We start from the raw sequence: 19,593 nt of genomic DNA on the forward strand, positions 1-19,593 counted from the left end.
TTATTCAGGCTTTTTCCAGCGTACAAAGCAACGGATGCTCGTTCTCCCTTGCGTACCGGTTCACATGGACGACTTTGGTTTCCGCCACCTCGGCGGTAAAAACACCACAGATCGCCTTGCCTTGATAGTGGACCGTGAGCATCAGTTGCGTTGCGCGTTCAATATCATAAGAAAAGAACTTTTGCAGAACGTCAATCACAAATTCCATCGGTGTGTAATCGTCGTTGTTAAGTATAACTTTATACATAGACGGCGGTTTTACCGCATCGATTTGTTTTTCTTCGGCCAAGTGTTCAAAGTTTAGCCAATCGTTGTTATTGCCCATCGCTGCTCATCTTCTCTGCTCTGCCCTCTGATATGGGGACAGGTTTCGGTTATTCAAAGTGGGGATAGTTACTATTTTATCATCTTCGGCATCGTCCCGCCGCACTGTAACGTGCGCAAAAAAACAGGCCAATTGTGACTGAATCGTGGCAATAGCGTTACCTGCTTCAAACTTTGGTGAACTGCTCCCCGCCGACAAAAGCCGATCCCTTGACGCCCCGATCATTTGCTCTAGAGTGTAAATTCGTGGCTGGTGGTCTTTTAACCACCCCTTGTCCACCCTGCTACTCGCCCACGGCGAGTGCGAAATCAGTTATTCATCTCACTTAAAATAGCGTTGCGAGGGATGTAAAAGCATGGAGACGGGTACTGTTAAATGGTTTAACAACGCCAAAGGTTTTGGCTTCATCTGCCCAGCCGGCGGCGGCGAAGATATTTTCGCGCATTATTCCACAATCAAGATGGATGGTTACAGAACGTTGAAGGCGGGCCAGCAGGTCAGCTTTGACGTGCATCAAGGGCCCAAAGGCAACCATGCCAGTCTTATTGTGCCAGTGGAAAGCGAGGCGCTGTCCTAAACGCTTCCGGCAGCGTCGCGCTGCACTGACTCTGACTGCGATAAAAATGCCAGCCGCCGTGTGACTGGCATTTTTTATGCCTGTGACTTACTCGCGCGCCAGCGCATCGATCGGATTCAGCCGCGCGGCATTGCGCGCCGGCAGATAGCCGAACACCACGCCGATGCCGGTGGAACAGAGGAACGCGCTCAGCAACGCCGCCGGCGGGAAACTGATCTGCCAACCCGGCAACACCAGCTGCACCGCCAAACCGATAGCGAACGACAACGTAATCCCCAGCGCGCCCCCCACCAGGCAGACCAAGACCGCCTCGATCAGAAACTGCTGCAACACATCGCCGGAACGCGCGCCCACCGCCATGCGGATGCCGATCTCACGCGTGCGCTCGGTCACCGACACCAGCATGATGTTCATCACGCCGATGCCGCCCACCACCAGCGAAATCACCGCCACCAGCGTCAGGAACAGCTGCAGCGTGCGAGTGGTTTTCTCCGCAGTTTGCACCAGGCTGTCCATGTTATAGGTGAAGAAATCCTTCTTGCCGTGGCGCAACGTCAGCAGACGCGACAGCTGTTGTTCCGCTTCCTTGCTGTCGTAGCCGTCGCGGATGCGCACGGTGATCGAATCGAAATAGTTGTTGCCCATCAGCCGGTTGGCCATGGTGCTGTATGGCACCCACACGTTCAGCGTCTTGCTGCTGCCGAACATCGACTGCTTCTCTTTAGCCACGCCGACCACCGTCGCCGGCATGTTGCCCACCAGGATCACCTCGCCCACCACGTTTTTTTGGTGCGGGAACAGCCGCCGTTGGGTATTGGCGTCGATCACCACCGTCTGCGCCTGTGACTGCACCTGCATCGGGTCGATGCCGACGCCCTGGGTAAAGCTCATGCCGTACACGCGGAAGAACTGCTCGCTGACGCCGTTGACGTTGGCCGCCGCGTCGACGTTGCCCAGCCGCAGCCGCATGCTGCTGCTGATGCTCGGCGACAGCGCGCTGATGTACGGCTGTTCGCGCAGCGCGTCGAGATCGCCGTATTTCAACGATTGCCGGTAGGTCGGATCGTCGTCGCCGAAGTCCTTGCCGGGGTAGATATCGACGGTGTTGGTGCCGATCGATTTGATGTCCGCCAGCACCATCTGCTTGGCGGCGTCGCCGATCACCAGGATCGATACCACCGAGGCGATGCCGATAATGATGCCGAGCATGGTCAGCGCGGTGCGCATCTTGTTGGCCGCCATCGCGCGCCAGGCCATCACCAGCGCTTCGCGAAAGCGGCCGCCCATCTGCCGCCAGGAAGGCGCCGCGGCGGCCAGCGTCAGCGGCTTGGCCTGGGCATCCTCCGACGGCGCCGGACGGGAGTCGGCGATGATTTCGCCGTCGCGGATCTCGATGATCCGTTCAGCCTGACGCGCCACCGCCGGATCGTGAGTCACCAGGATCACCGTGTGGCCCTGGGCGCACAACTGTTTGAGGATCGCCATCACCTCTTCGCCGGAATGGCTGTCGAGCGCGCCGGTCGGCTCATCCGCCAGGATCACCTGCCCGCCGTTCATCAGCGCGCGGGCGATACTGACGCGCTGCTGCTGGCCGCCGGAAAGCTGGCTCGGCCGATAGTTGACGCGCTCCCCCAGCCCCAGACGGCGCAACAGCGCCTCCGCCCGTTCGCGCCGCGCCGCTTTGCCCAGCCCGGCGTACACCGCTGGCACCTCGACGTTATGCGCCGCGCTCAGGTGAGGCAGCAGATGATAACGCTGAAAGATAAAGCCGAAATGCTCGCGCCGCAGCTGCGCCAGCGCATCGTCGCTCAGCGTCGCCACGTCCTGGCCGGCCACCCGATAGACGCCGGCGCTCGGCTTGTCCAGGCAGCCGAGAATGTTCATCAGCGTCGATTTGCCGGAGCCGGAAGCCCCCATGATCGCCACCATTTCACCGGCGTCGATGCTCAGACTGATCCCCTTCAGCACCTCCACCGTCTGCTCGCCGGAACGGTAGCTGCGGCGAATGCCGTTCAGCTGCAACAGCGCCGCCATCAGCCGGCCTCCACGCCGCCGCGGCTGACGATCACCTCATCGCCCGCCTCGAGCCCGCTGAGGATCTGCACATCGATATTGTTGCGCAGGCCGATGGCCACCTCACGCTTCTCTTCCTTGCCCTGTTTCAGCACCGAAACGTGGTAGCGATTGTCGGCGATCTGATCGCCCAGCGCCGCCAGCGGGATCACCAGCGCCTGCTGGACGCCGGCCAGTTGAATGTGCACCTGCGCCGTCATTTGCAAGCGCAGCAGCCTTTCCGGGTTGGGCACTTCGAAACGCGCGTAATAGAAGATGGCGTTGTTGACCTTTTCCGGCGTCGGCTGAATGTCTTTCAGCACGCCGTCGAAGCGCCGGGTCGGATCGCCCAGCACCGTGAACCAGGCCTTCTGACCCGGCTTGAGGTTAATGACGTCGGCCTCCGAGACCTGCGCCTTCACCAGCATGGTGCCGAGATCCGCCAGCGTCAGAATGTTCGGCGCCTGTTGCGCCGCGATCACCGTCTGGCCCTGCAGCGTGGTGATCTGCACCACGTCGCCATCCATCGGCGCTTCGATGCGGGTATAGGCCAAATTGATCTTGGCGGTATCCAGGCTGGCCTGGTTGCGGGCGATCTGCGCATTGATGGTGCCTACCTGCGCCTTCTTCACCGCCAGCTGCGTCGCCGCCTGATCCAGATCCTGACGCGATACCGCCTGCAGTTTGGCCAGCGCCTGGTTGCGCTGCAGCGTAACCGCCGCCAGCTGCTGTTCCGCCTGCGCCTGCAGCAGCTGCGCATGCAGCTCGCGCAGCGTCGCCTCGCCTTCACGGATGCTGTTCTGCGCCTGTTGCGGATCGATAACCCCCAGCAACTGACCTTTTTTCACCTTGTCGCCGATCTCGACATACAGCTTTTCCAACTGCCCGCTGACCTGCGCGCCGACGTCAACCTTGCGCACTGCGTCCAGCTGGCCGGTCGCCAACACGTTCTGCTGCAGATCGCGCTTGGTGACCTTTACCGTTTTGAAATCGGTCGGCGCCGGATGGCGGAAGTGCCAAACGGCCGCCGCGGCAATCGCCGCAATCACCGCCAGTGCGAGTATCCAGCGGCGTTTATGTCCTTTAAACCCTGTCAAAATTGACCTGCCTGTGCTTGTGAATATCGACCGCCCATTGCGGCGGCGGAGCTAAATTAGCACGCACCGTAGGGAATAACTAAACCTTAGCTCAACACAATGTGGAGACACGCTTGGTTACAGTTCGGCATTGAACTCCCGTTTAGTGAAGCCTTGATGAAATAGCGCCATTCAACACAGCCAAGGATTTCATCATGTCACAGCTCAGCTACCCACTCGCCTCCGCCCGGCCGCTTAACGGCTGGCAACTGATGACGGCGCTGATCAATGGCGAAAAGGCACCGAGCAACGCCTGGAAAAAAACCTCGTTTCGCCTGAAGTTTCTCGGCCGTTCGCTGCTCAACTGGCGCACCACCAGCGGCCTGCTCAGCACCCTGGCCAGCAATCCGCTGCTGGAGGAGATCCTGAGCGCGCAGCCGAACCTGCCGTGCAAACTGCATCGTCCCTACCTGGCGGCCAACATGAGCAAGATCGAATGCCTGTTCGCCCTGCGCGATCATTACGATCTCATCGTACAGCGCATGCCGCTGAAGATGCGCCTCGGCCACCTCGGCCCGCACGCCTTCGTGCTGGCCAGCGCGATGGGCAAGAACGAAGCGCCGATCACGCTGGAGCTGGCGGCGATCGACAAACTGAATAAGGAAGGGGAAGCCACGCTGCTGCTGCGCAACGCCAACGGCGTGATGCTGGCGGAGATCACCTTTGCGCTGATGCATTATCAGCAGCAGCCGACGTTGTTCATCGGCGGCCTGCAGGGCGCGAACCATGACGTGCCGCACGCCGAGATCCAGCACACCACCAAAGAGTGTCACGGCCTGTTCCCCAAACGTCTGGTGCTGGAAGGCATTTGCACGCTGGCGCGGCACCTCGGCATCCGCCAGATCGTAGCCGTCGGCAATGCCACCCATATCTATCAAAACTGGCGTTACCAGAGTAAGAAGAAGGACCAACTGCACGCCGATTACGATCAGTTCTGGCTGTCGATGGGCGCCAAACCGCTCGACAGCGGCTATTTTCTGCTGCCCGAACGCATCGCCCGCAAGCCGATCGAAGAGATCGCCAGCAAGAAGCGCGCCGAGTATCGCCGCCGCTATCAGCTGCTGGACGAGCTGGAACAGGGATTGGCGGCGCACTTCTGCGCCCGATAACACCCGGCGGGCCGTCAGTCCGCCCGGCCGCGCGCCAGCCAGATCACCCGTGAGAACATTTTCTTCAGCAGCGGCGGCACCGAGTCCGTGCCCCATTCGCCGGCCTGCATCGCGACCTCGATCGCCAGATCCGGCTTCGAAGAGTGGTGGACCGCTTTCAGGATCACCTTGCGCACCGGCATCTGCGCGTTGATCGGCACCGACGCCATTCGGTGATAGACCGGGGCGAACCCTTCGCGGAACATGAAGTGTTCCATGTCCGGCGCCGGCAGCGCGGTCAGCCGATCGCGTTCGTTGTCTTCATGATTGTCCAGCAGGCTGCGCACGGTATTGGCGTACTTTTTGCCCGCCTCATCGCCGTCCACCAGCGCATGCCACTCGATGCCCATGCGGCGGGCGAAGCGCAGCAGCGGCTTCAGGCCGCACTGAGCGAATTCGATGACCCTTACCCCTTCCGCCTCGAAATGATAGCCGCACTGGCGCGCCAGTTCGTTCAGCAGCCACACTTCGGTCTCGCCCTCCACCAGCAGCCAGCAGCGGGCGAACAGCGACGACGGCCGGTTGAAACGGATGTGAAACGCGATGCGCCGCCCGTCTTCGGCGCTCAGCCCGCGCGGCCCGAGACGGTAGGTCGCGACGCGGCCCGACTCGCGCACCAGCCGGCAGACGTGCTCCACCGGCACCAGCGACACCAGTTCGCTGGAGTTGGTGGTGGTGATGCGCTGCAGCGGCAGCTGATTGAGCAGCCCCCAGGCCACCGAGAGCATGATCGGATGCAGGCGAGTTTCCGGGTCTTCCACCAGCAGCAGCGGCCGGGCGTGCGGATCCAGCTTGACGTCGCCCTTGGCCTGCAGCAGGGTGGAAAACATGCCCAGCAGGATCAGACGCATGCTGCGGCTGTTCGGCTCGGCGACCATGCGGTTGATGCCGTCCAGCGCGCGCCAGGCGTCCTGCTCCGGTTCACCGCCGCGGCGGCGCGGCCGCGCCACCTGCGAGCTCTGCTCGGCAAAGTAGTGCTCGAGCAACTGCTGCATCGCCGCCAGCCCCTGACGCAGCTCGCCGTTGGTCAGCTTCTGCGGATTGCGCACCAGCTCGCGCGTCAGCTGATCCAGCTGCTGCGCCAACGCCTGGGTATCGGGTTTGCGTTCATCGCCGAGGCTGCTGGGGCGCAGGCGGCGAATAAAGCGCGCGTCGCGCAGGCGCAAAACCGGGTGGATGCGGATGATGGCGTGGGCCAGCTGTTCGATATGGTGCAGTTGAAAGGCGTTGCCGTCGGCGTCGAGAAAACCGCGCCAGGTGCACACCGTGCCGTCATCGGCCAGCTCGCCCTCGCAGCGGTAGTGAATGCGGCTCAGGCCGTCTTCCCCCTTGACCCACAACGGCGTCAGATGGCGGTAGCGCGGCAGGTGCGCGTGGCCGATGTCTTTCTCGCAGAAGGTGAATACCACCTGCAGGTGGCGCTCTTTGGCCGCCTCCTCACCGGGGGGAAAATGGAAGTCGTGCGCTTCAAATCGATACAGTTTCTGCTCCGGCGCCAGCAGCAGCGTCAGCGCATCCAGCAGGCTGGATTTACCCCAGGCGTTTTCGCCGAGCAACAACGTGTTATCGTCCAGCATCAGGGACAGCCGATTAATACCGCGAAAACCTACAATTTCGATACGCTCCAAGAACATCCGCCGCCTCCCGTGCGCGCCGTCGCCTCTTCAATGAGGCGACTTTCACAGAGCATGGTCAAAAAACCCCTTGCAGGTCAAGCGGCCAGCGTCAAATCTGCCGCTTTACTCCGGCCGGGCTTTTGGTTAGCGTGTGCTCCTCGCCGCCGTTCGTCGCGCATCAAAACTCAAGGACACTCGTTGCACCATGTACTCAGGACTGTTGATTATTCTGTTACCGTTGATTGTCGGTTACCTCATTCCCTTACGCCATCGCCCGCTGCTGGTGCTGATCAACCGCCTGCTGAGCTGGATGGTGTATGTGATCCTGTTTTTCATGGGCATCAGCCTGGCGTTTATGGAGAACCTCAGCAGCAATCTGATGCTGATCTTCCAGTACAGCGCAGCGTTCTTCTTCTGCATTCTCTGCGCCAATCTGCTGTTGCTGGCGCTGCTGGAGCGGCGCATGCCGTGGCGCAGCAGCCATAAACAGGAAAAGCTGCCTTCGCGCGTGCATATGGCGCTGGAGTCGCTCAAGCTGTGCGGCGTGGTGCTCGGCGGCTTCCTGCTCGGCCTGACGCAGTGGCAATGGCTGCAGTTCGCCCATAAAGGCAGCGAATATGCGCTGATCTTCCTGCTGTTGCTGGTCGGCATTCAGCTGCGCAACAGCGGCATGACGCTGCGCCAGATCGTGCTCAACCGCCGCGGCACGCTGGTGGCGCTGGCGGTGGTCGTCGCGTCTCTGGCCGGCGGCGCGCTGGCGGCGCAGCTGCTGGGGCTGCCGGTCAAGGCCGGGCTGGCGATGGCCTCTGGCTTCGGCTGGTACTCGCTGTCCGGCATTCTGATCACCGACGCCTACGGCCCGGTGATGGGCAGCGCCGCGTTCTTCAACGATCTGGCACGCGAGCTGGTGGCGATCATGCTGATCCCGACGCTGGTGCGCCGCAGCCGCTCCACCGCCCTCGGCCTGTGCGGCGCCACCTCGATGGACTTCACCCTGCCGGTGCTGCAGCGCAGCGGCGGACTGGACATGGTGCCGCCCGCCATCGTGCACGGCTTCCTGCTGAGCCTGCTGGCGCCGGTGCTGATCGCCCTGTTCTCCTGATCCTTTCCCCTTGGGGGCCACCCGGCCCCCAAAGCGTAATCATTCCCATCCGCACGGTAAAATTGCGCTAAATCAAACTTGCCCGCAGTAGTCGCACAAAAGCCTTTTGCAACCCCGATCGCCGATCTATGCTTTTAAACAAGCATTATAAATGCAACTTTAAAAATAAAAGGAAGCGACTATGTTCTGTGTGCAATGTGAACAAACCATTCGAACCCCGGCAGGCAACGGCTGCGCGTATGCTCAGGGCATGTGCGGCAAAACGGCGGAAACCTCCGATCTGCAGGATCTGCTGGTGGCGGCGCTGCAGGGCCTCTCCGCCTGGGCGCTGCAGGCGCGTTCGCTGGGCATCGTCAACCACGAAATCGACAGCTTCGCCCCGCGCGCCTTCTTCTCCACCCTGACCAACGTCAACTTCGATTCCCAGCGCATCATCGGCTACGCGCGGGAAACCCTGCTGCTGCGCGACTCGCTGGCCGCCCGTTGCCGGCTGCTGGATGCCGGCGTGCGCGTCGATCACCCGATGGCGGCCCTGCAGCTGGCCGGTGACGCTATGCCTGCGCTGCTGCAGCAGGCGGCGCAGTTTGCCCTCGACAGCGACAAGGCCGAGGTCGGCGACGACGTACACGGTTTGCGCCTGCTGTGTCTGTATGGCCTGAAAGGCGCGGCGGCCTATATGGAACACGCGCACGTGCTCGGCCAGTTCGACGAACAGCTCTATGCCGACTACCACGCTTTCATGGCCTGGCTCGGCACCCAGCCGCGCGACGTCGACACCCTGCTGAACAACGCCATGGGCATCGGCAAGATGAACTTCAACGTGATGGCGATCCTCGATCGCGGTGAGACCCAGGCCTACGGCGATCCGCAGCCCAGCGCGGTCAACGTGCGCCCGGTGGCCGGGAAAGCCATTCTGATTTCCGGCCACGATCTCAAAGATCTGCGCATGCTGCTCGAGCAAACCGAAGGGCAAAACGTCAACGTCTATACCCACGGCGAAATGCTGCCGGCGCACGGCTATCCGGAACTGAAAAAATTCAAGCATCTGGTGGGCAATTACGGCAGCGGCTGGCAGAACCAGCAGACGGAATTCGCCAAATTCCCCGGCCCGATCGTGATGACCTCCAACTGCATCATCGATCCTAACGTCGGCAACTACGGCGATCGCATCTGGACCCGCAGCATCGTCGGCTGGCCGGGCGTCAACCATCTGGAAGGCGACGACTTCGGCGCCGTGATCCGCCAGGCTCAGGGCATGAACGGCTTCCCTTATACCGAGATTGAGCATCTGATCACCGTCGGCTTCGGCCGCCAGACGCTGCTGAACGCCGCCGATACGGTCATCGACCTGGTGTCGCAGAAAAAACTGCGCCACGTCTTCCTGGTCGGCGGCTGCGACGGCAGCCGCGACGAGCGCAGCTACTTCACCGACTTCGCCCGCAGCGTGCCGCAAGACTGCCTGATCATGACGCTGGCCTGCGGCAAGTACCGTTTCAATAAGCTGGACTTCGGCACGCTGGAAGGGTTGCCGCGCCTGCTGGACGTCGGCCAGTGCAACGACGCCTACTCCGCCATCATGTTGGCGGTCAAGCTGGCGGATACGCTCGGCTGCAGCGTCAACGAGTTGCCGCTCAGCCTGGTGCTGTCGTGGTTTGAACAGAAGGCGATCGTCATTCTGCTGACGCTGCTGTCGTTGGGGGTGAAAAACATCGTCACCGGCCCGACCGCGCCGGGCTTCCTGACCGACAACCTGATGGCGGTCCTCAACGAGAAATTCGGCCTGCGTCCGATCACCACCGTCGAGCAGGATATCAACGCGCTGCTCGCCTGATGCCGTTACGTTATGGGGCCGCCTGCGCCGGCCCCTTTGCTTTTTGAGGTGCCCCGATGACTCAACCCACTCCGCTTTGCCCGAACCGCATGCAGGTGCATTCCATCCGGCGTGAAACCGCCGACGTCTGGACGCTGAACCTGATCTGCGACGTTTTCTATCCCTATCAGGCGGGCCAGTTTGCGCTGGTCAGCATCCGCAACAGCGAGGAGACGCTGCGCGCCTATACGCTCTCCTCCTCGCCTGGCCAGAGCCGCTTTCTCAGCATCAGCGTGCGCTGCCTGCCGGACGGCGCCGGATCGCGCTGGCTGACGCAAGAGGTCAAGCCCGGCAACACGCTGTGGCTGTCCGACGCACAGGGCGAGTTCAGCTGCGAGCGTCACCCGGCCGATCGTTATCTGATGCTGGCCGCCGGCTGCGGCGTGACGCCGATCGTCTCGATGTGCCGCTGGCTGACCGCCAACCGTCCAACCTGCGATATCGCCGTGATCTTTAACGTGCGCACCCCCGCCGACACGATTTTCGCCGATCAGTGGCGCGCGCTGTGCGCCGCCCATCCGCAGCTGCGCCTGACGCTGATGGCCGAGCAGGATCTGCAACCCGGCTACCTCAGCGGCCGTATCGATGAACAGACGCTGCGGCAGGCGGCGCCGGATATCGCCGAACGCACGGTGATGACCTGCGGTCCTGCGCCCTACATGGATCAGGTGGAGCAGCTTTGTCGCCGGCTCGGCGTGCCGGCCGAGCGTTTCCATAAAGAGCAGTTCCACACGCCGACGGCGCAGGCCGATGCCACCGAAGGGCTGACGCTGCGCGCCGCCCGCCCGCTGCGCGAATTCCGCGTGCCGGTCGGCAGCACGCTGCTGGCGGCGATGGAGGCCCATGCCCTGCCGGTCAACGCCGCCTGTCGCGCCGGGGTGTGCGGCTCATGCAAAACCCGCATCCTCGAGGGCGACTACACCACCACCAGCACCATGACGTTGAGCGAGGAAGAGGTAGCGCAGGGCTACGTGCTGGCCTGCAGTTGCCAACTGCAGGGTGACGTCACGCTGGCGTGATCCCCTGGCCCCATCACCGCGATGGGGCATTTATCGGCAAGTTCCCCGCGCCCAGCCCGGTTACACTTTTCCCCGTTCTACGCTCTTTACCCTTCCTGACCGCATCTCGTCCACAGCCGGTAAGCTATGCTTGCAGTTGTTCTGCTGCCACTCACCGGATCGAGTACACATCGTTTTTCAAACCATGTTTGGGGGAACCATGAAGCAAACCGTAGCCACACTGATCGCCAAAACGCTGGATCAAGCCGGCGTAAAACGCATTTGGGGCGTGACCGGCGATTCGCTCAACGGCCTTAGCGACAGCCTGCACCGCATGGGCACCATCGAATGGCTGGGCACCCGCCATGAAGAGGTGGCCGCCTTCGCCGCCGGCGCCGAAGCCCAGCTTACCGGCCAGTTGGCGGTGTGCGCCGGTTCCTGCGGCCCCGGCAACCTGCATCTGATCAACGGCCTGTTCGACTGCCACCGCAACCATGTGCCAGTGCTGGCGATCGCCGCACACATCCCTTCCAGCGAAATCGGCAGCGGCTACTTCCAGGAAACCCATCCGCAGGAGCTGTTCCGCGAATGCAGCCACTATTGCGAGCTGGTTTCCAACCCGGAACAGCTGCCGCGCGTGCTGGAGATCGCCATGCGCAAGGCGATCCTCAACCGCGGCGTCTCGGTGGTCGTCTTGCCGGGCGACGTGGCGCTGCGCATGGCGCCGGAAGACGCGACCCTGACCTGGCATACCCCGGCGCTGCCGCTGGTGCAGCCACCGATGAGCGAGTTGAACAAGCTGGCGGAAACGCTGAACAAGGCGAAGAACATCACCCTGATGTGCGGCAGCGGCTGCGCCGGCGCGCACGATGAAGTGGTCAAGCTGGCCGAGCTGCTGCAGGCGCCGGTGGTGCACGCGCTGCGCGGTAAAGAACATATCGAATGGGACAACCCGTACAGCGTCGGCATGACTGGACTGATCGGTTTCTCCTCCGGTTATCACGCGATGATGAACGCCGACACGCTGGTGCTGCTCGGCACCCAGTTCCCCTATCGGGCGTTCTACCCCACCAACGCCAACATCATTCAGATCGACATCAACCCCGGCAGCATCGGCGCGCACTGCCCGGTCAATATGGCGCTGGTGGGCGACATCCACACCACCCTCACCGCCCTGCTGCCGCAGCTGGAGCCGAAGCGCGATCGGGCGTTCCTAGACAAGGCGCTGGAGCATTACCGCAACGCGCGCAAGGATCTCGACGGGCTGGCGACCGCCGGCGACGACCAACCGATCCACCCGCAGTATCTGGCGCAGCAGCTCAGCCACTATGCCAGCGACGAGGCCATCTTCACCTGCGACGTCGGCACGCCGACGGTGTGGGCCGCCCGCTACGTGAAAATGAACGGCAAGCGTCGCCTGCTCGGTTCGTTCAACCACGGTTCGATGGCCAACGCCATGCCGCAGGCGATCGGCGCTCAGGCCACCGCGCCGGATAAACAGGTGATCGCCATGTGCGGCGACGGCGGCTTCACCATGCTGATGGGCGATTTCCTGTCGCTGGCGCAGCTCAAGCTGCCGGTGAAAATCGTGGTGTTCAACAACAGCGTGCTGGGATTCGTGGCGATGGAGATGAAGGCCGGCGGCTATCTGACCGACGGCACCGATCTGCATAATCCGGACTTCGCGGCGATCGCCAATGCCGCGGGCATCAAGGGCATCCGCGTGGAAAAAGCCTCCGATCTGGACGGCGCGCTGCAGGAGATGTTGGCGCACCCCGGCCCGGCGCTGCTGGACGTGGTCACCGCCAAGCAAGAACTGGCGATGCCGCCGCAGATCAAGTTCGAACAGGCGAAAGGCTTCAGCCTGTACATGCTGCGCGCCATCATCAACGGCCGCGGCGACGAAGTGGTCGAGCTGGCGAAAACTAACTGGCTGCGCTAAGCAAGCTGCCCCGGTGAAATAAAGGGTATATGATGCCATGTACCCTTTTCCTCTCCCTTATATTCCAGGAACCCTATGCTTATCGATCTACGCAGCGACACCGTCACCCGCCCCAGCGCCGCCATGCGCCAGGCGATGGCTCAGGCAGAAGTCGGCGACGACGTCTACGGCGATGATCCGACGGTCAACGCGCTGGAGGCGGAAGCGGTGCGTCTGTCGGGCAAAGAAGCGGCGCTGTTTCTGCCCAGCGGCACCCAGGCCAACCTGGTGGCGCTGCTGAGCCACTGCCAGCGCGGCGATGAATATCTGGTCGGCCAGCAGGCGCACAACTACAAATACGAAGCCGGCGGCGCAGCGGTGCTGGGCAGTATCCAGCCGCAGCCGATCGAGGCCGACACCGACGGCACGCTGCCGCTGGACAAGCTCGCCGCCGCCATCAAACCCGACGATATCCACTTCGCCCGCACCCGGCTGTTGAGCCTGGAAAACACCATCAGCGGCAGAGTCTTGCCGCAGGCCTACCTGCAGCAGGCGTGGCAGTTTACCCGCGAGCGGCAGTTGGCGCTGCATATCGACGGCGCGCGCATCTTCAACGCCGCAGTGGCGCTGAACCTGCCGCTAAAAGAGATCGTGCAGTATTGCGACACCTTCACCATTTGCCTGTCGAAAGGGTTAGGCGCGCCGGTCGGCTCGCTGCTGTGCGGCAGCGAGGCTTTCATCCAACGCGCGCTGCGCTGGCGCAAGATGACCGGCGGCGGGCTGCGCCAGGCCGGCATTTTGGCGGCGGCCGGCCTCTACGCGCTGGAGCATAACGTCGCGCGGCTGCGCGAAGACCATGACAACGCGGTCTGGCTGGAGCAACAGCTGCGGCAGATCGGCGTAGAGATTGCCGAACCCGGCGCGCAGACCAACGTGCTGTACCTGCGCCAAACGCCGGCGCTGGCGGCCAAACTCGGTCCGTGGATGCGCGAACGCGGCGTGCTGATCAGCAGCGGCCCGCTGACGCGCATTCTGACCCACCTCGACGTCAGCCGTCAGGATCTGCAGCGGGTGGTCGAACTGTGGCGGGAGTTTCTTCAGCAGCACGCCTGATCGCTCGGGGCGCAGACCGCGCCCCGCACTCAGAAGATCCAGCGGCCGTAAACCCAGTACCACAGCCCCAGCACCGCCGCCAGATTGAGCGCCACGCTGAGGATGAACCAGGTTTTAAACGGCTGCTTCTGGGTCTTGTGGCGAAACAGCTGCTGCGCCAGCAGCGCGCCCAACCAGCCGCCCAACGCGCCGAACAGCAACAGCGTCGTCTCCGGCACCCGTCGCCATCCCTTGCGCGCCGCCAGCTTATCGCCGCCGTAGATCAGAAACGTCAGCAGGTTGGCCGACAGCAGCCACATCCACACCGGATGCGGCGAGAACAGGCTGGCGATCAGCGCCAGGCCCAGCAGGGCGTAACAAATCACATTGAGTTTCATGGCATTCGGTTTTTCGTGCGATAAGGGGCGCGTAGTGTGAACTCGCGCCGCGGCGGATGCAACCGGCTTATACCCATACAAAAAGTGCATTTAAACCCTGAATTTGGCATCCTGTCGTTCTGCCAATCCTCTACCGCACAAGGCGGCCCGATGACACCCCAACGCGTACTGGTTCTTGGAGCCAGCGGCTATATAGGCCAGAACCTGATCCCGCACCTGATCGAACAGGGGCACCAGATTACCGCCGCCGCGCGGCGCATCGAGTGGCTGCAGGAGCAGAACTGGCCGCAGGTCAACTGCCTGTATGTCGATCTGTACCGCCCGGAAACCCTGAGCGCGGCGCTGTGGGAGATAGATACGCTTTACTATCTGGTGCACGCGATGGGCGACGGCGACGACTTTATCGAGAAGGAACGCCAGGCGGCGGAAAATCTGCGCGATGCGCTGCGCAATGCCGGCGTCAAGCAGGTGATCTTTCTCGGCGCGCTGCAGCCGAACGACGACAGTTCGCCGCACCTGGCGGCGCGCCGCCTGACCGGCGAGATCCTGCGCCAGAGCGGCGTGCCGGTGACCGAGCTGCGCGCCGGCATCATCGTCGGCCCCGGCTCGGCGGCGTTCGAAGTGATGCGCGACATGGTCTATAACCTGCCGGTGCTGACGCCGCCGCGCTGGGTGCGCTCGAAGTCCTCGCCGGTGGCGCTGGAGAACCTGCTGGTTTACCTTGCCGATCTGCTGGCGCACCCGGCGGAGGAACACCGCATCTTCGACGTCGCCGGGCCTGAATACCTCAGCTATCAGGATATGTTCAAACGCTTTATCGCCATCAGCGGCAAGCGGCGCTGGCTGATCCCGATCCCCTTGCCGACGCGACTGATTTCAGTGTGGTTCATCAGCCTGATCACCTCGGTGCCGACGCCGATCGCGCGCGCGCTGATCCAGGGCCTGAAGCACGATCTGCCCGCCGACGGCAAACCGTTGCAGGCCCTGATCCCGCAACGTCTGCACACCTTCGATCAGGCGGTCACCGCCACGCTGCAGCGCGAACTGGAGGTGGTCGATTCCGCCGACTGGGGCTACGATCCGGCGGCGCGGGCCCGCTGGCGCCCCGGCTACGGCTATTACCCGAAACAGGCGGGATGTTCGCTCGACACCGCCGCTTCCAGCCAGGCGCTGTGGCAAACGGTGCAGCAGTTGGGGGGCGAGGAAGGCTATTTCTACGCCAATATCCTGTGGCGGATCCGCGCCCGCATGGACGACATGATCGGCAACGGCGTGGTCTATGGCCGCCCGGCGCGCGCGTCCCTGGCGCTGGGCGACGAGATCGACGGGTGGAAAGTCATCACGCTGAAGCCGCTGCGGCAGCTGGCGCTGCTGTTCGGCATGAAGGCGCCGGGGCTGGGGCGGCTGAGCTTCACCATTACCGATCGCGGCGATCGCCGCACGCTGGACGTGCGCGCCTGGTGGCATCCGGCCGGCTTCAGCGGGCTGCTGTATTGGTTCGCCATGATGCCCGCGCACCTGTTCATTTTTCGCGGCATGGCGAAGCGCATCGCGACGCTGGCCGAGAACCTGGACCGCCAACAGCGCTGAATGCCGTTCATTTGTCGATCAACCGCACAGTTTGCCGCTGTGCTTCGGGGCTTTCCGATTGCATAGCGCACGAAATCACGGAAGAATGGCATCTTATTTGCTGGGAGCGCCGCAAGCGCCCGCCGGTATTCCGATTTTGGGTGAGAATAGAGTCCGTTATGAAGGTATTGGTCACCGGTGCAACCAGTGGGTTAGGCCGTAACGCCGTTGAATATCTGCGCCGCCAGGGCATCAAAGTGCGCGCCACCGGTCGTAACCAGGCGATGGGTGGCCTGCTGGAAAAAATGGGCGCGGAGTTCATTCATGCCGATCTCACCAACCTGATCTCTTCGCAGGCCAAAGCGATGCTGGCGGACGTCGATGTGCTGTGGCACTGCTCCAGCTTTACCTCGCCCTGGGGCACCGAAGAAGCCTTCGAACTGGCCAACGTCCGCGCCACCCGCCGCCTCGGCGAATGGGCGGCAGCCTATGGCGTGGCGCAGTTCATTCACATCTCTTCCCCGGCGATCTATTTCGACTACCACCATCACCGCAACGTAACCGAAGACTTTCGCCCGCAGCGTTATGCCAACGAGTTCGCGCGCAGCAAGGCCGCCGGCGAGCAGGTGATCCAGCAATTGGCGCTGTCCAATCCGCAGACCCATTTCACCATTTTGCGCCCACAGGGCCTGTTCGGGCCGCACGACAAGGTGATGCTGCCGCGGTTGCTGCAGATGATCAAACGCTACGGCAACCTGCTGCTGCCGCGCGGCGGCGCGGCGATGGTGGACATGACCTATCTGGAGAATGCGGTGCACGCCATGTGGCTGGCGACGCTAAAAGAAGACACGCCGTCCGGCCGCGCCTACAACATCACCAACCAGCAGCCGCGCCCGCTTCGCACCGTGGTGCAGCAGCTGATCGACGATTTGGGCATGAAGTGCCGCATCCGCTCCGTCCCCTATCCGATGCTCGACATGATGGCGCGCGGCATGGAGCGCCTGGGCAGCAAAAGCGAAAAGGAGCCGGTGCTGACCCATTACGGCGTCGCCAAACTCAACTTCGATCTCACGCTCGATACCACCCGCGCGCAGCAAGAGCTGGGCTATCAGCCGATCGTCTCGCTGGAAGAAGGCATCGCGCGCACCGCCCGCTGGCTGAAAGATCACGGCAAACTGCACGGCCTGTAATCAACGCCACGCGCCGTACTTCAACAGCAGCGCATCGATAATCGCCTCACTCTCTGCATCCGGCTCGCCGCGAACATCGTCGGGCCGGAAATGCATCTGAAACGCCGCCAGCACATTGCGCTGCTGCCGCGCATCCCACGACGGGTCGATCGCGTAGCCGTAACGCGCCAGCTTTTCGAGCAGCGGTGCCAGCGGCACCGGCGCCTGTCTGTCTCGCCCCGCCAGCAGCCGCTGCACGTCTGCCTCGTCCGGCCATGCGCCGATGCCGGCCTGCGCCAGTTGCCGCCAGGGGAACAGCGGGCCGGGATCCTGTTTGCGCTGCGGCGCGATGTCGCTGTGCCCCACCACGTCCTGCGGCTGAATGCCATAGCGTTGGATAATGTCGCGGCTCAGCGGAATCAACACGGCGATCTGTTCCGCCGTGTAGGGCTGCCAGTGGGTGAACAGCATGCTGCGGGTGAAACCCTTGTTGACGATTTCAATGCCGATCGAGGTGTCGTTGAGATTGCTGCGCCCGCGCCAGCCGCTGGTGCCGGCATGCCAGGCGCGCATCGCCTCCGGCACCAACCGGTACACCGTCGGTTTGCCGTGTTCGCGCTGCGGGTGCGCCGGCAACAGGTAGTGTGCGCTGACGTGTTCATCGGTCAGCGTTTTCAGTGATGAATGAAAGTCTTCCGCCGTATAGTGCATCACCAGAAACCGAATGCGCTGATCGGCGCCCTGCGCCTGATGCAAGGTTTCGAGCTGGTAAGCGCCACGATCGACGAGCGTGTCCTGCTGCGGATTTTGGCATCCCGCCAACAGCACGGCGGCGATGATCCCTGGCCAAATTTTCACTTATCCTCCTGATTGACGTCCGAGAAAGATGTAACGCGACGCGATTGATCTGTATCCAATCATCACGCTCATCGAGAAATAATGACAGATAGCGCCGATGTGCAAGCGAGTGTTGCTCCCGGCTGGCGGCCTTTCCCGCCCATGATAGTCTCAAAGTATCATCTGCGCTGAAAGAGCGGAGTCGAACATGTTCACGCCACGCTATCTGTCCTGGTTGCTCTGTGCCGCCATGCTGCCGCTCAGCGGCTGCGATCGGCAAAAAGTCGCCGATGCGATGGGCGGGAGCGCCCCGCCCTCGGCCGCGCCCGTCACGAGTGCCAGCGCGCCGGCCTATACGCCGCTGAGCGCCGATCAACTGTACCAGTTGGTCAGCCCGGTGGCGCTGTTCCCCGACAAGCTGCTGGCGCAGGTGTTGGCCGGCGCGGGCTATCCTGACCAAATCAGCGCCGCGGATGCCTGGCTGGCGCAAAACCGCGGCTTGCAACCGGCGGCGCTCAGCTCAGCGGCCGACGCTCAGCCCTGGGATCCCAGCGTGCGCGGCCTGGTGCAATTCCCCGACGTGCTCGATCAAATGGCGAAAAACATCCCCTGGACCACCGCCCTGGGCAGCGCCTACCTGAACGATCCCACCGACGTGATGAACGCCATTCAGGTGATGCGTCAACGGGCGGCCAGCCAAGGCACGCTGAAAAACACCCCGCAGCAGCGCATCGTCGTGGCGCCGACGACGCATTATGTCGAACAGCAGCCCTATCGCCAGCGCGTGGTAGCGGCGCCGGGCGAAACCATCGTCATCGAACCCAGCCAGCCGGATACGGTTTACGTCCCGCATTATGATCCCTGGGTGGCCTACGGCACGCCGATCCCAGCCTATCCGAGCTATCGGTATCAACCTTCGGGCTACAGCGGCGGCGACATGTTGGCGGCCGGCGTGATCAGCTTCGGTGTCGGCATTGCGGTCGCCTCATTGTTCAATCAGCACAACAGCGGCTGGCACAACTGGGATATGCGCTGGGACGATCGACGCCAACCGGTGGTCTACCGCGATGCGCCCTACGTATCGCATTCCACCACCGTGGTGAATCGCGTCACCAACATCAACCAATATAACAACGTGAACACTGTGAATCGCAGCAGCACCAGCACGGTGAACAACTACAATACCGCCGCCGCGCCGGCGCCCCGCGTCACTCAACCGACGCCCATCGGCGCGCCGCAACAGCCGCACGTCGCGCCTGCGGCCCACGCGCCGATGACGTTGCCGAACTTTGCGCATACCCAGCCGGTGGTGCCTCACGTACAGCAGCCGGTAGCGGCCGTCCCGCACGTGCGACAGCCGGTCATCGCGCCTCATGCACAGCAGCCGATGAGCACGCCGACGTTCACGCATGCCGTTCCGACGGCGCCTCACCCGCAGCAGCCGACAGCCGTACATTCAGCGCCGCTACAGACGCATCCGATGCCGGCCGCTGCGCCGGTGCATCCAGCCGTCGCGCGCCCGCAGGTTCTGCAGGCCCCACACGTCGCTCAGCCGGTGATCCGCGAACCGGCAGCGCCGCAGCATCCGGCGGCGATAAGCCCGATGCCGGCGCCGCAACAGCGCATCATGCCGCATGCGGCCCCGGCGCCGCAGCGCCATCAGACGTCCGTTCAGCCGATGCCGCATCGCCAGGAGCCGGTGCCCACGAAGCCGCAGGAACACCGCCCAATCGTCGAGCAGCACAAGGTGGGATAAATCAAGAGGATGTCGCCCCGGCGGAAT

General features: G+C 62.9%; 16 protein-coding genes. 10 read left to right on the top strand and 6 right to left on the bottom strand.

What is annotated here, in order from left to right; genetic code table 11:
* Positions 1 to 4 precede the first annotated feature (4 nt).
* The gene (gene clpS, locus ACUTQY_RS08465; RefSeq protein ID WP_004928347.1) at positions 5 to 325 is read right to left on the bottom strand and encodes an ATP-dependent Clp protease adapter ClpS; all 321 of its coding nucleotides are present in this window, start codon (positions 323 to 325) and stop codon (positions 5 to 7) included.
* Between the two features lie 355 nt (positions 326 to 680).
* Here clpS and cspD point away from each other — a divergent pair, with 355 nt between their 5' ends.
* Entirely contained in the window at positions 681 to 902 is a 222-nt protein-coding gene (gene cspD, locus ACUTQY_RS08470) for a cold shock-like protein CspD (RefSeq protein ID WP_004928349.1), read from the top strand.
* 87 nt (positions 903 to 989) lie between these two features.
* Here the strand turns inward: cspD and macB are convergent, their stop codons facing one another.
* Together macB and macA are read right to left on the bottom strand one after the other, a co-directional pair.
* Positions 990 to 2,936 (bottom strand): macrolide ABC transporter ATP-binding protein/permease MacB, encoded by a 1,947-nt coding sequence (gene macB / locus ACUTQY_RS08475; protein WP_046686766.1) that lies wholly within the window; start codon positions 2,934 to 2,936, stop codon positions 990 to 992.
* The gene (macA, locus tag ACUTQY_RS08480; RefSeq protein ID WP_033642548.1) at positions 2,936 to 4,051 is read right to left on the bottom strand and encodes a macrolide transporter subunit MacA; all 1,116 of its coding nucleotides are present in this window, start codon (positions 4,049 to 4,051) and stop codon (positions 2,936 to 2,938) included. Before macA ends, macB begins: the two co-directional genes overlap by 1 nt.
* 194 nt (positions 4,052 to 4,245) lie before the next feature.
* Between macA and ACUTQY_RS08485 the strand changes: the two genes are divergently transcribed.
* The gene (locus ACUTQY_RS08485; RefSeq protein WP_046686765.1) at positions 4,246 to 5,199 is read left to right on the top strand and encodes a VirK/YbjX family protein; all 954 of its coding nucleotides are present in this window, start codon (positions 4,246 to 4,248) and stop codon (positions 5,197 to 5,199) included.
* 14 nt (positions 5,200 to 5,213) lie between these two features.
* On the opposite strand, the gene ACUTQY_RS08490 is transcribed toward ACUTQY_RS08485, so the two are convergent.
* Entirely contained in the window at positions 5,214 to 6,872 is a 1,659-nt protein-coding gene (locus ACUTQY_RS08490) for an ATP-dependent endonuclease (protein WP_033650660.1), read from the bottom strand.
* Positions 6,873 to 7,059: 187 nt separating this feature from the next.
* Here ACUTQY_RS08490 and ACUTQY_RS08495 point away from each other — a divergent pair, with 187 nt between their 5' ends.
* The 5 genes from ACUTQY_RS08495 (at position 7,060) to ltaE (ending at position 13,858) form a co-directional block, all read left to right on the top strand.
* Entirely contained in the window at positions 7,060 to 7,956 is an 897-nt protein-coding gene (locus tag ACUTQY_RS08495) for a lysine exporter LysO family protein (RefSeq protein ID WP_033642544.1), read from the top strand.
* Between the two features lie 181 nt (positions 7,957 to 8,137).
* Entirely contained in the window at positions 8,138 to 9,787 is a 1,650-nt protein-coding gene (gene hcp / locus ACUTQY_RS08500; RefSeq protein WP_046686764.1) for a hydroxylamine reductase, read from the top strand.
* 56 nt (positions 9,788 to 9,843) lie between these two features.
* Entirely contained in the window at positions 9,844 to 10,845 is a 1,002-nt protein-coding gene (gene hcr / locus ACUTQY_RS08505) for an NADH oxidoreductase (RefSeq protein ID WP_046686763.1), read from the top strand.
* A gap of 199 nt (positions 10,846 to 11,044) precedes the next feature.
* Positions 11,045 to 12,766, top strand: coding sequence for a ubiquinone-dependent pyruvate dehydrogenase (gene poxB, locus ACUTQY_RS08510; RefSeq protein ID WP_046686762.1), 1,722 nt, complete (start codon positions 11,045 to 11,047; stop codon positions 12,764 to 12,766).
* 75 nt (positions 12,767 to 12,841) lie between these two features.
* Positions 12,842 to 13,858 carry a low-specificity L-threonine aldolase gene (ltaE, locus tag ACUTQY_RS08515; RefSeq protein ID WP_046686761.1) on the top strand — a complete coding sequence of 339 codons (1,017 nt, stop codon included), beginning with the start codon at positions 12,842 to 12,844 and terminating at the stop codon, positions 13,856 to 13,858.
* A gap of 29 nt (positions 13,859 to 13,887) precedes the next feature.
* Here the strand turns inward: ltaE and ACUTQY_RS08520 are convergent, their stop codons facing one another.
* On the bottom strand, positions 13,888 to 14,235 hold the full coding sequence (locus tag ACUTQY_RS08520) for a DUF1294 domain-containing protein (RefSeq protein WP_033642539.1): 348 nt from the start codon (positions 14,233 to 14,235) through the stop codon (positions 13,888 to 13,890).
* A gap of 150 nt (positions 14,236 to 14,385) precedes the next feature.
* Between ACUTQY_RS08520 and ACUTQY_RS08525 the strand changes: the two genes are divergently transcribed.
* Positions 14,386 to 15,825: a DUF2867 domain-containing protein gene (locus ACUTQY_RS08525; RefSeq protein ID WP_046686760.1), complete on the top strand. Its 1,440-nt coding sequence runs from the start codon at positions 14,386 to 14,388 to the stop codon at positions 15,823 to 15,825.
* 158 nt (positions 15,826 to 15,983) lie between these two features.
* Entirely contained in the window at positions 15,984 to 16,994 is a 1,011-nt protein-coding gene (locus ACUTQY_RS08530; protein WP_004928393.1) for an NAD-dependent epimerase/dehydratase family protein, read from the top strand.
* On the opposite strand, the gene ACUTQY_RS08535 is transcribed toward ACUTQY_RS08530, so the two are convergent.
* Complete coding sequence (locus ACUTQY_RS08535) at positions 16,995 to 17,831, bottom strand: N-acetylmuramoyl-L-alanine amidase (protein ID WP_046686759.1); 837 nt, start codon at positions 17,829 to 17,831, stop codon at positions 16,995 to 16,997.
* 187 nt (positions 17,832 to 18,018) lie between these two features.
* Here ACUTQY_RS08535 and ACUTQY_RS08540 point away from each other — a divergent pair, with 187 nt between their 5' ends.
* Positions 18,019 to 19,566 (top strand): DUF3300 domain-containing protein, encoded by a 1,548-nt coding sequence (locus ACUTQY_RS08540; protein ID WP_046686758.1) that lies wholly within the window; start codon positions 18,019 to 18,021, stop codon positions 19,564 to 19,566.
* Positions 19,567 to 19,593: the final 27 nt, after the last annotated feature.

This window comes from Serratia sp. TSA_130.1, assembly GCF_052691795.1.

Coding starts and splice junctions, on each gene's coding strand:
- hcr (WP_046686763.1), top strand. CDS start 9,844: ATGACTCAACCCACTCCGCTTTGCCCGAACCGCATGCAGGTGCATTCC.
- ACUTQY_RS08525 (WP_046686760.1), top strand. CDS start 14,386: ATGACACCCCAACGCGTACTGGTTCTTGGAGCCAGCGGCTATATAGGC.
- ACUTQY_RS08540 (WP_046686758.1), top strand. CDS start 18,019: ATGTTCACGCCACGCTATCTGTCCTGGTTGCTCTGTGCCGCCATGCTG.
- ACUTQY_RS08495 (WP_033642544.1), top strand. CDS start 7,060: ATGTACTCAGGACTGTTGATTATTCTGTTACCGTTGATTGTCGGTTAC.
- ltaE (WP_046686761.1), top strand. CDS start 12,842: ATGCTTATCGATCTACGCAGCGACACCGTCACCCGCCCCAGCGCCGCC.
- ACUTQY_RS08490 (WP_033650660.1), bottom strand. CDS start 6,872: ATGTTCTTGGAGCGTATCGAAATTGTAGGTTTTCGCGGTATTAATCGG.
- ACUTQY_RS08485 (WP_046686765.1), top strand. CDS start 4,246: ATGTCACAGCTCAGCTACCCACTCGCCTCCGCCCGGCCGCTTAACGGC.
- clpS (WP_004928347.1), bottom strand. CDS start 325: ATGGGCAATAACAACGATTGGCTAAACTTTGAACACTTGGCCGAAGAA.
- ACUTQY_RS08530 (WP_004928393.1), top strand. CDS start 15,984: ATGAAGGTATTGGTCACCGGTGCAACCAGTGGGTTAGGCCGTAACGCC.
- hcp (WP_046686764.1), top strand. CDS start 8,138: ATGTTCTGTGTGCAATGTGAACAAACCATTCGAACCCCGGCAGGCAAC.
- macB (WP_046686766.1), bottom strand. CDS start 2,936: ATGGCGGCGCTGTTGCAGCTGAACGGCATTCGCCGCAGCTACCGTTCC.
- cspD (WP_004928349.1), top strand. CDS start 681: ATGGAGACGGGTACTGTTAAATGGTTTAACAACGCCAAAGGTTTTGGC.
- poxB (WP_046686762.1), top strand. CDS start 11,045: ATGAAGCAAACCGTAGCCACACTGATCGCCAAAACGCTGGATCAAGCC.
- ACUTQY_RS08520 (WP_033642539.1), bottom strand. CDS start 14,235: ATGAAACTCAATGTGATTTGTTACGCCCTGCTGGGCCTGGCGCTGATC.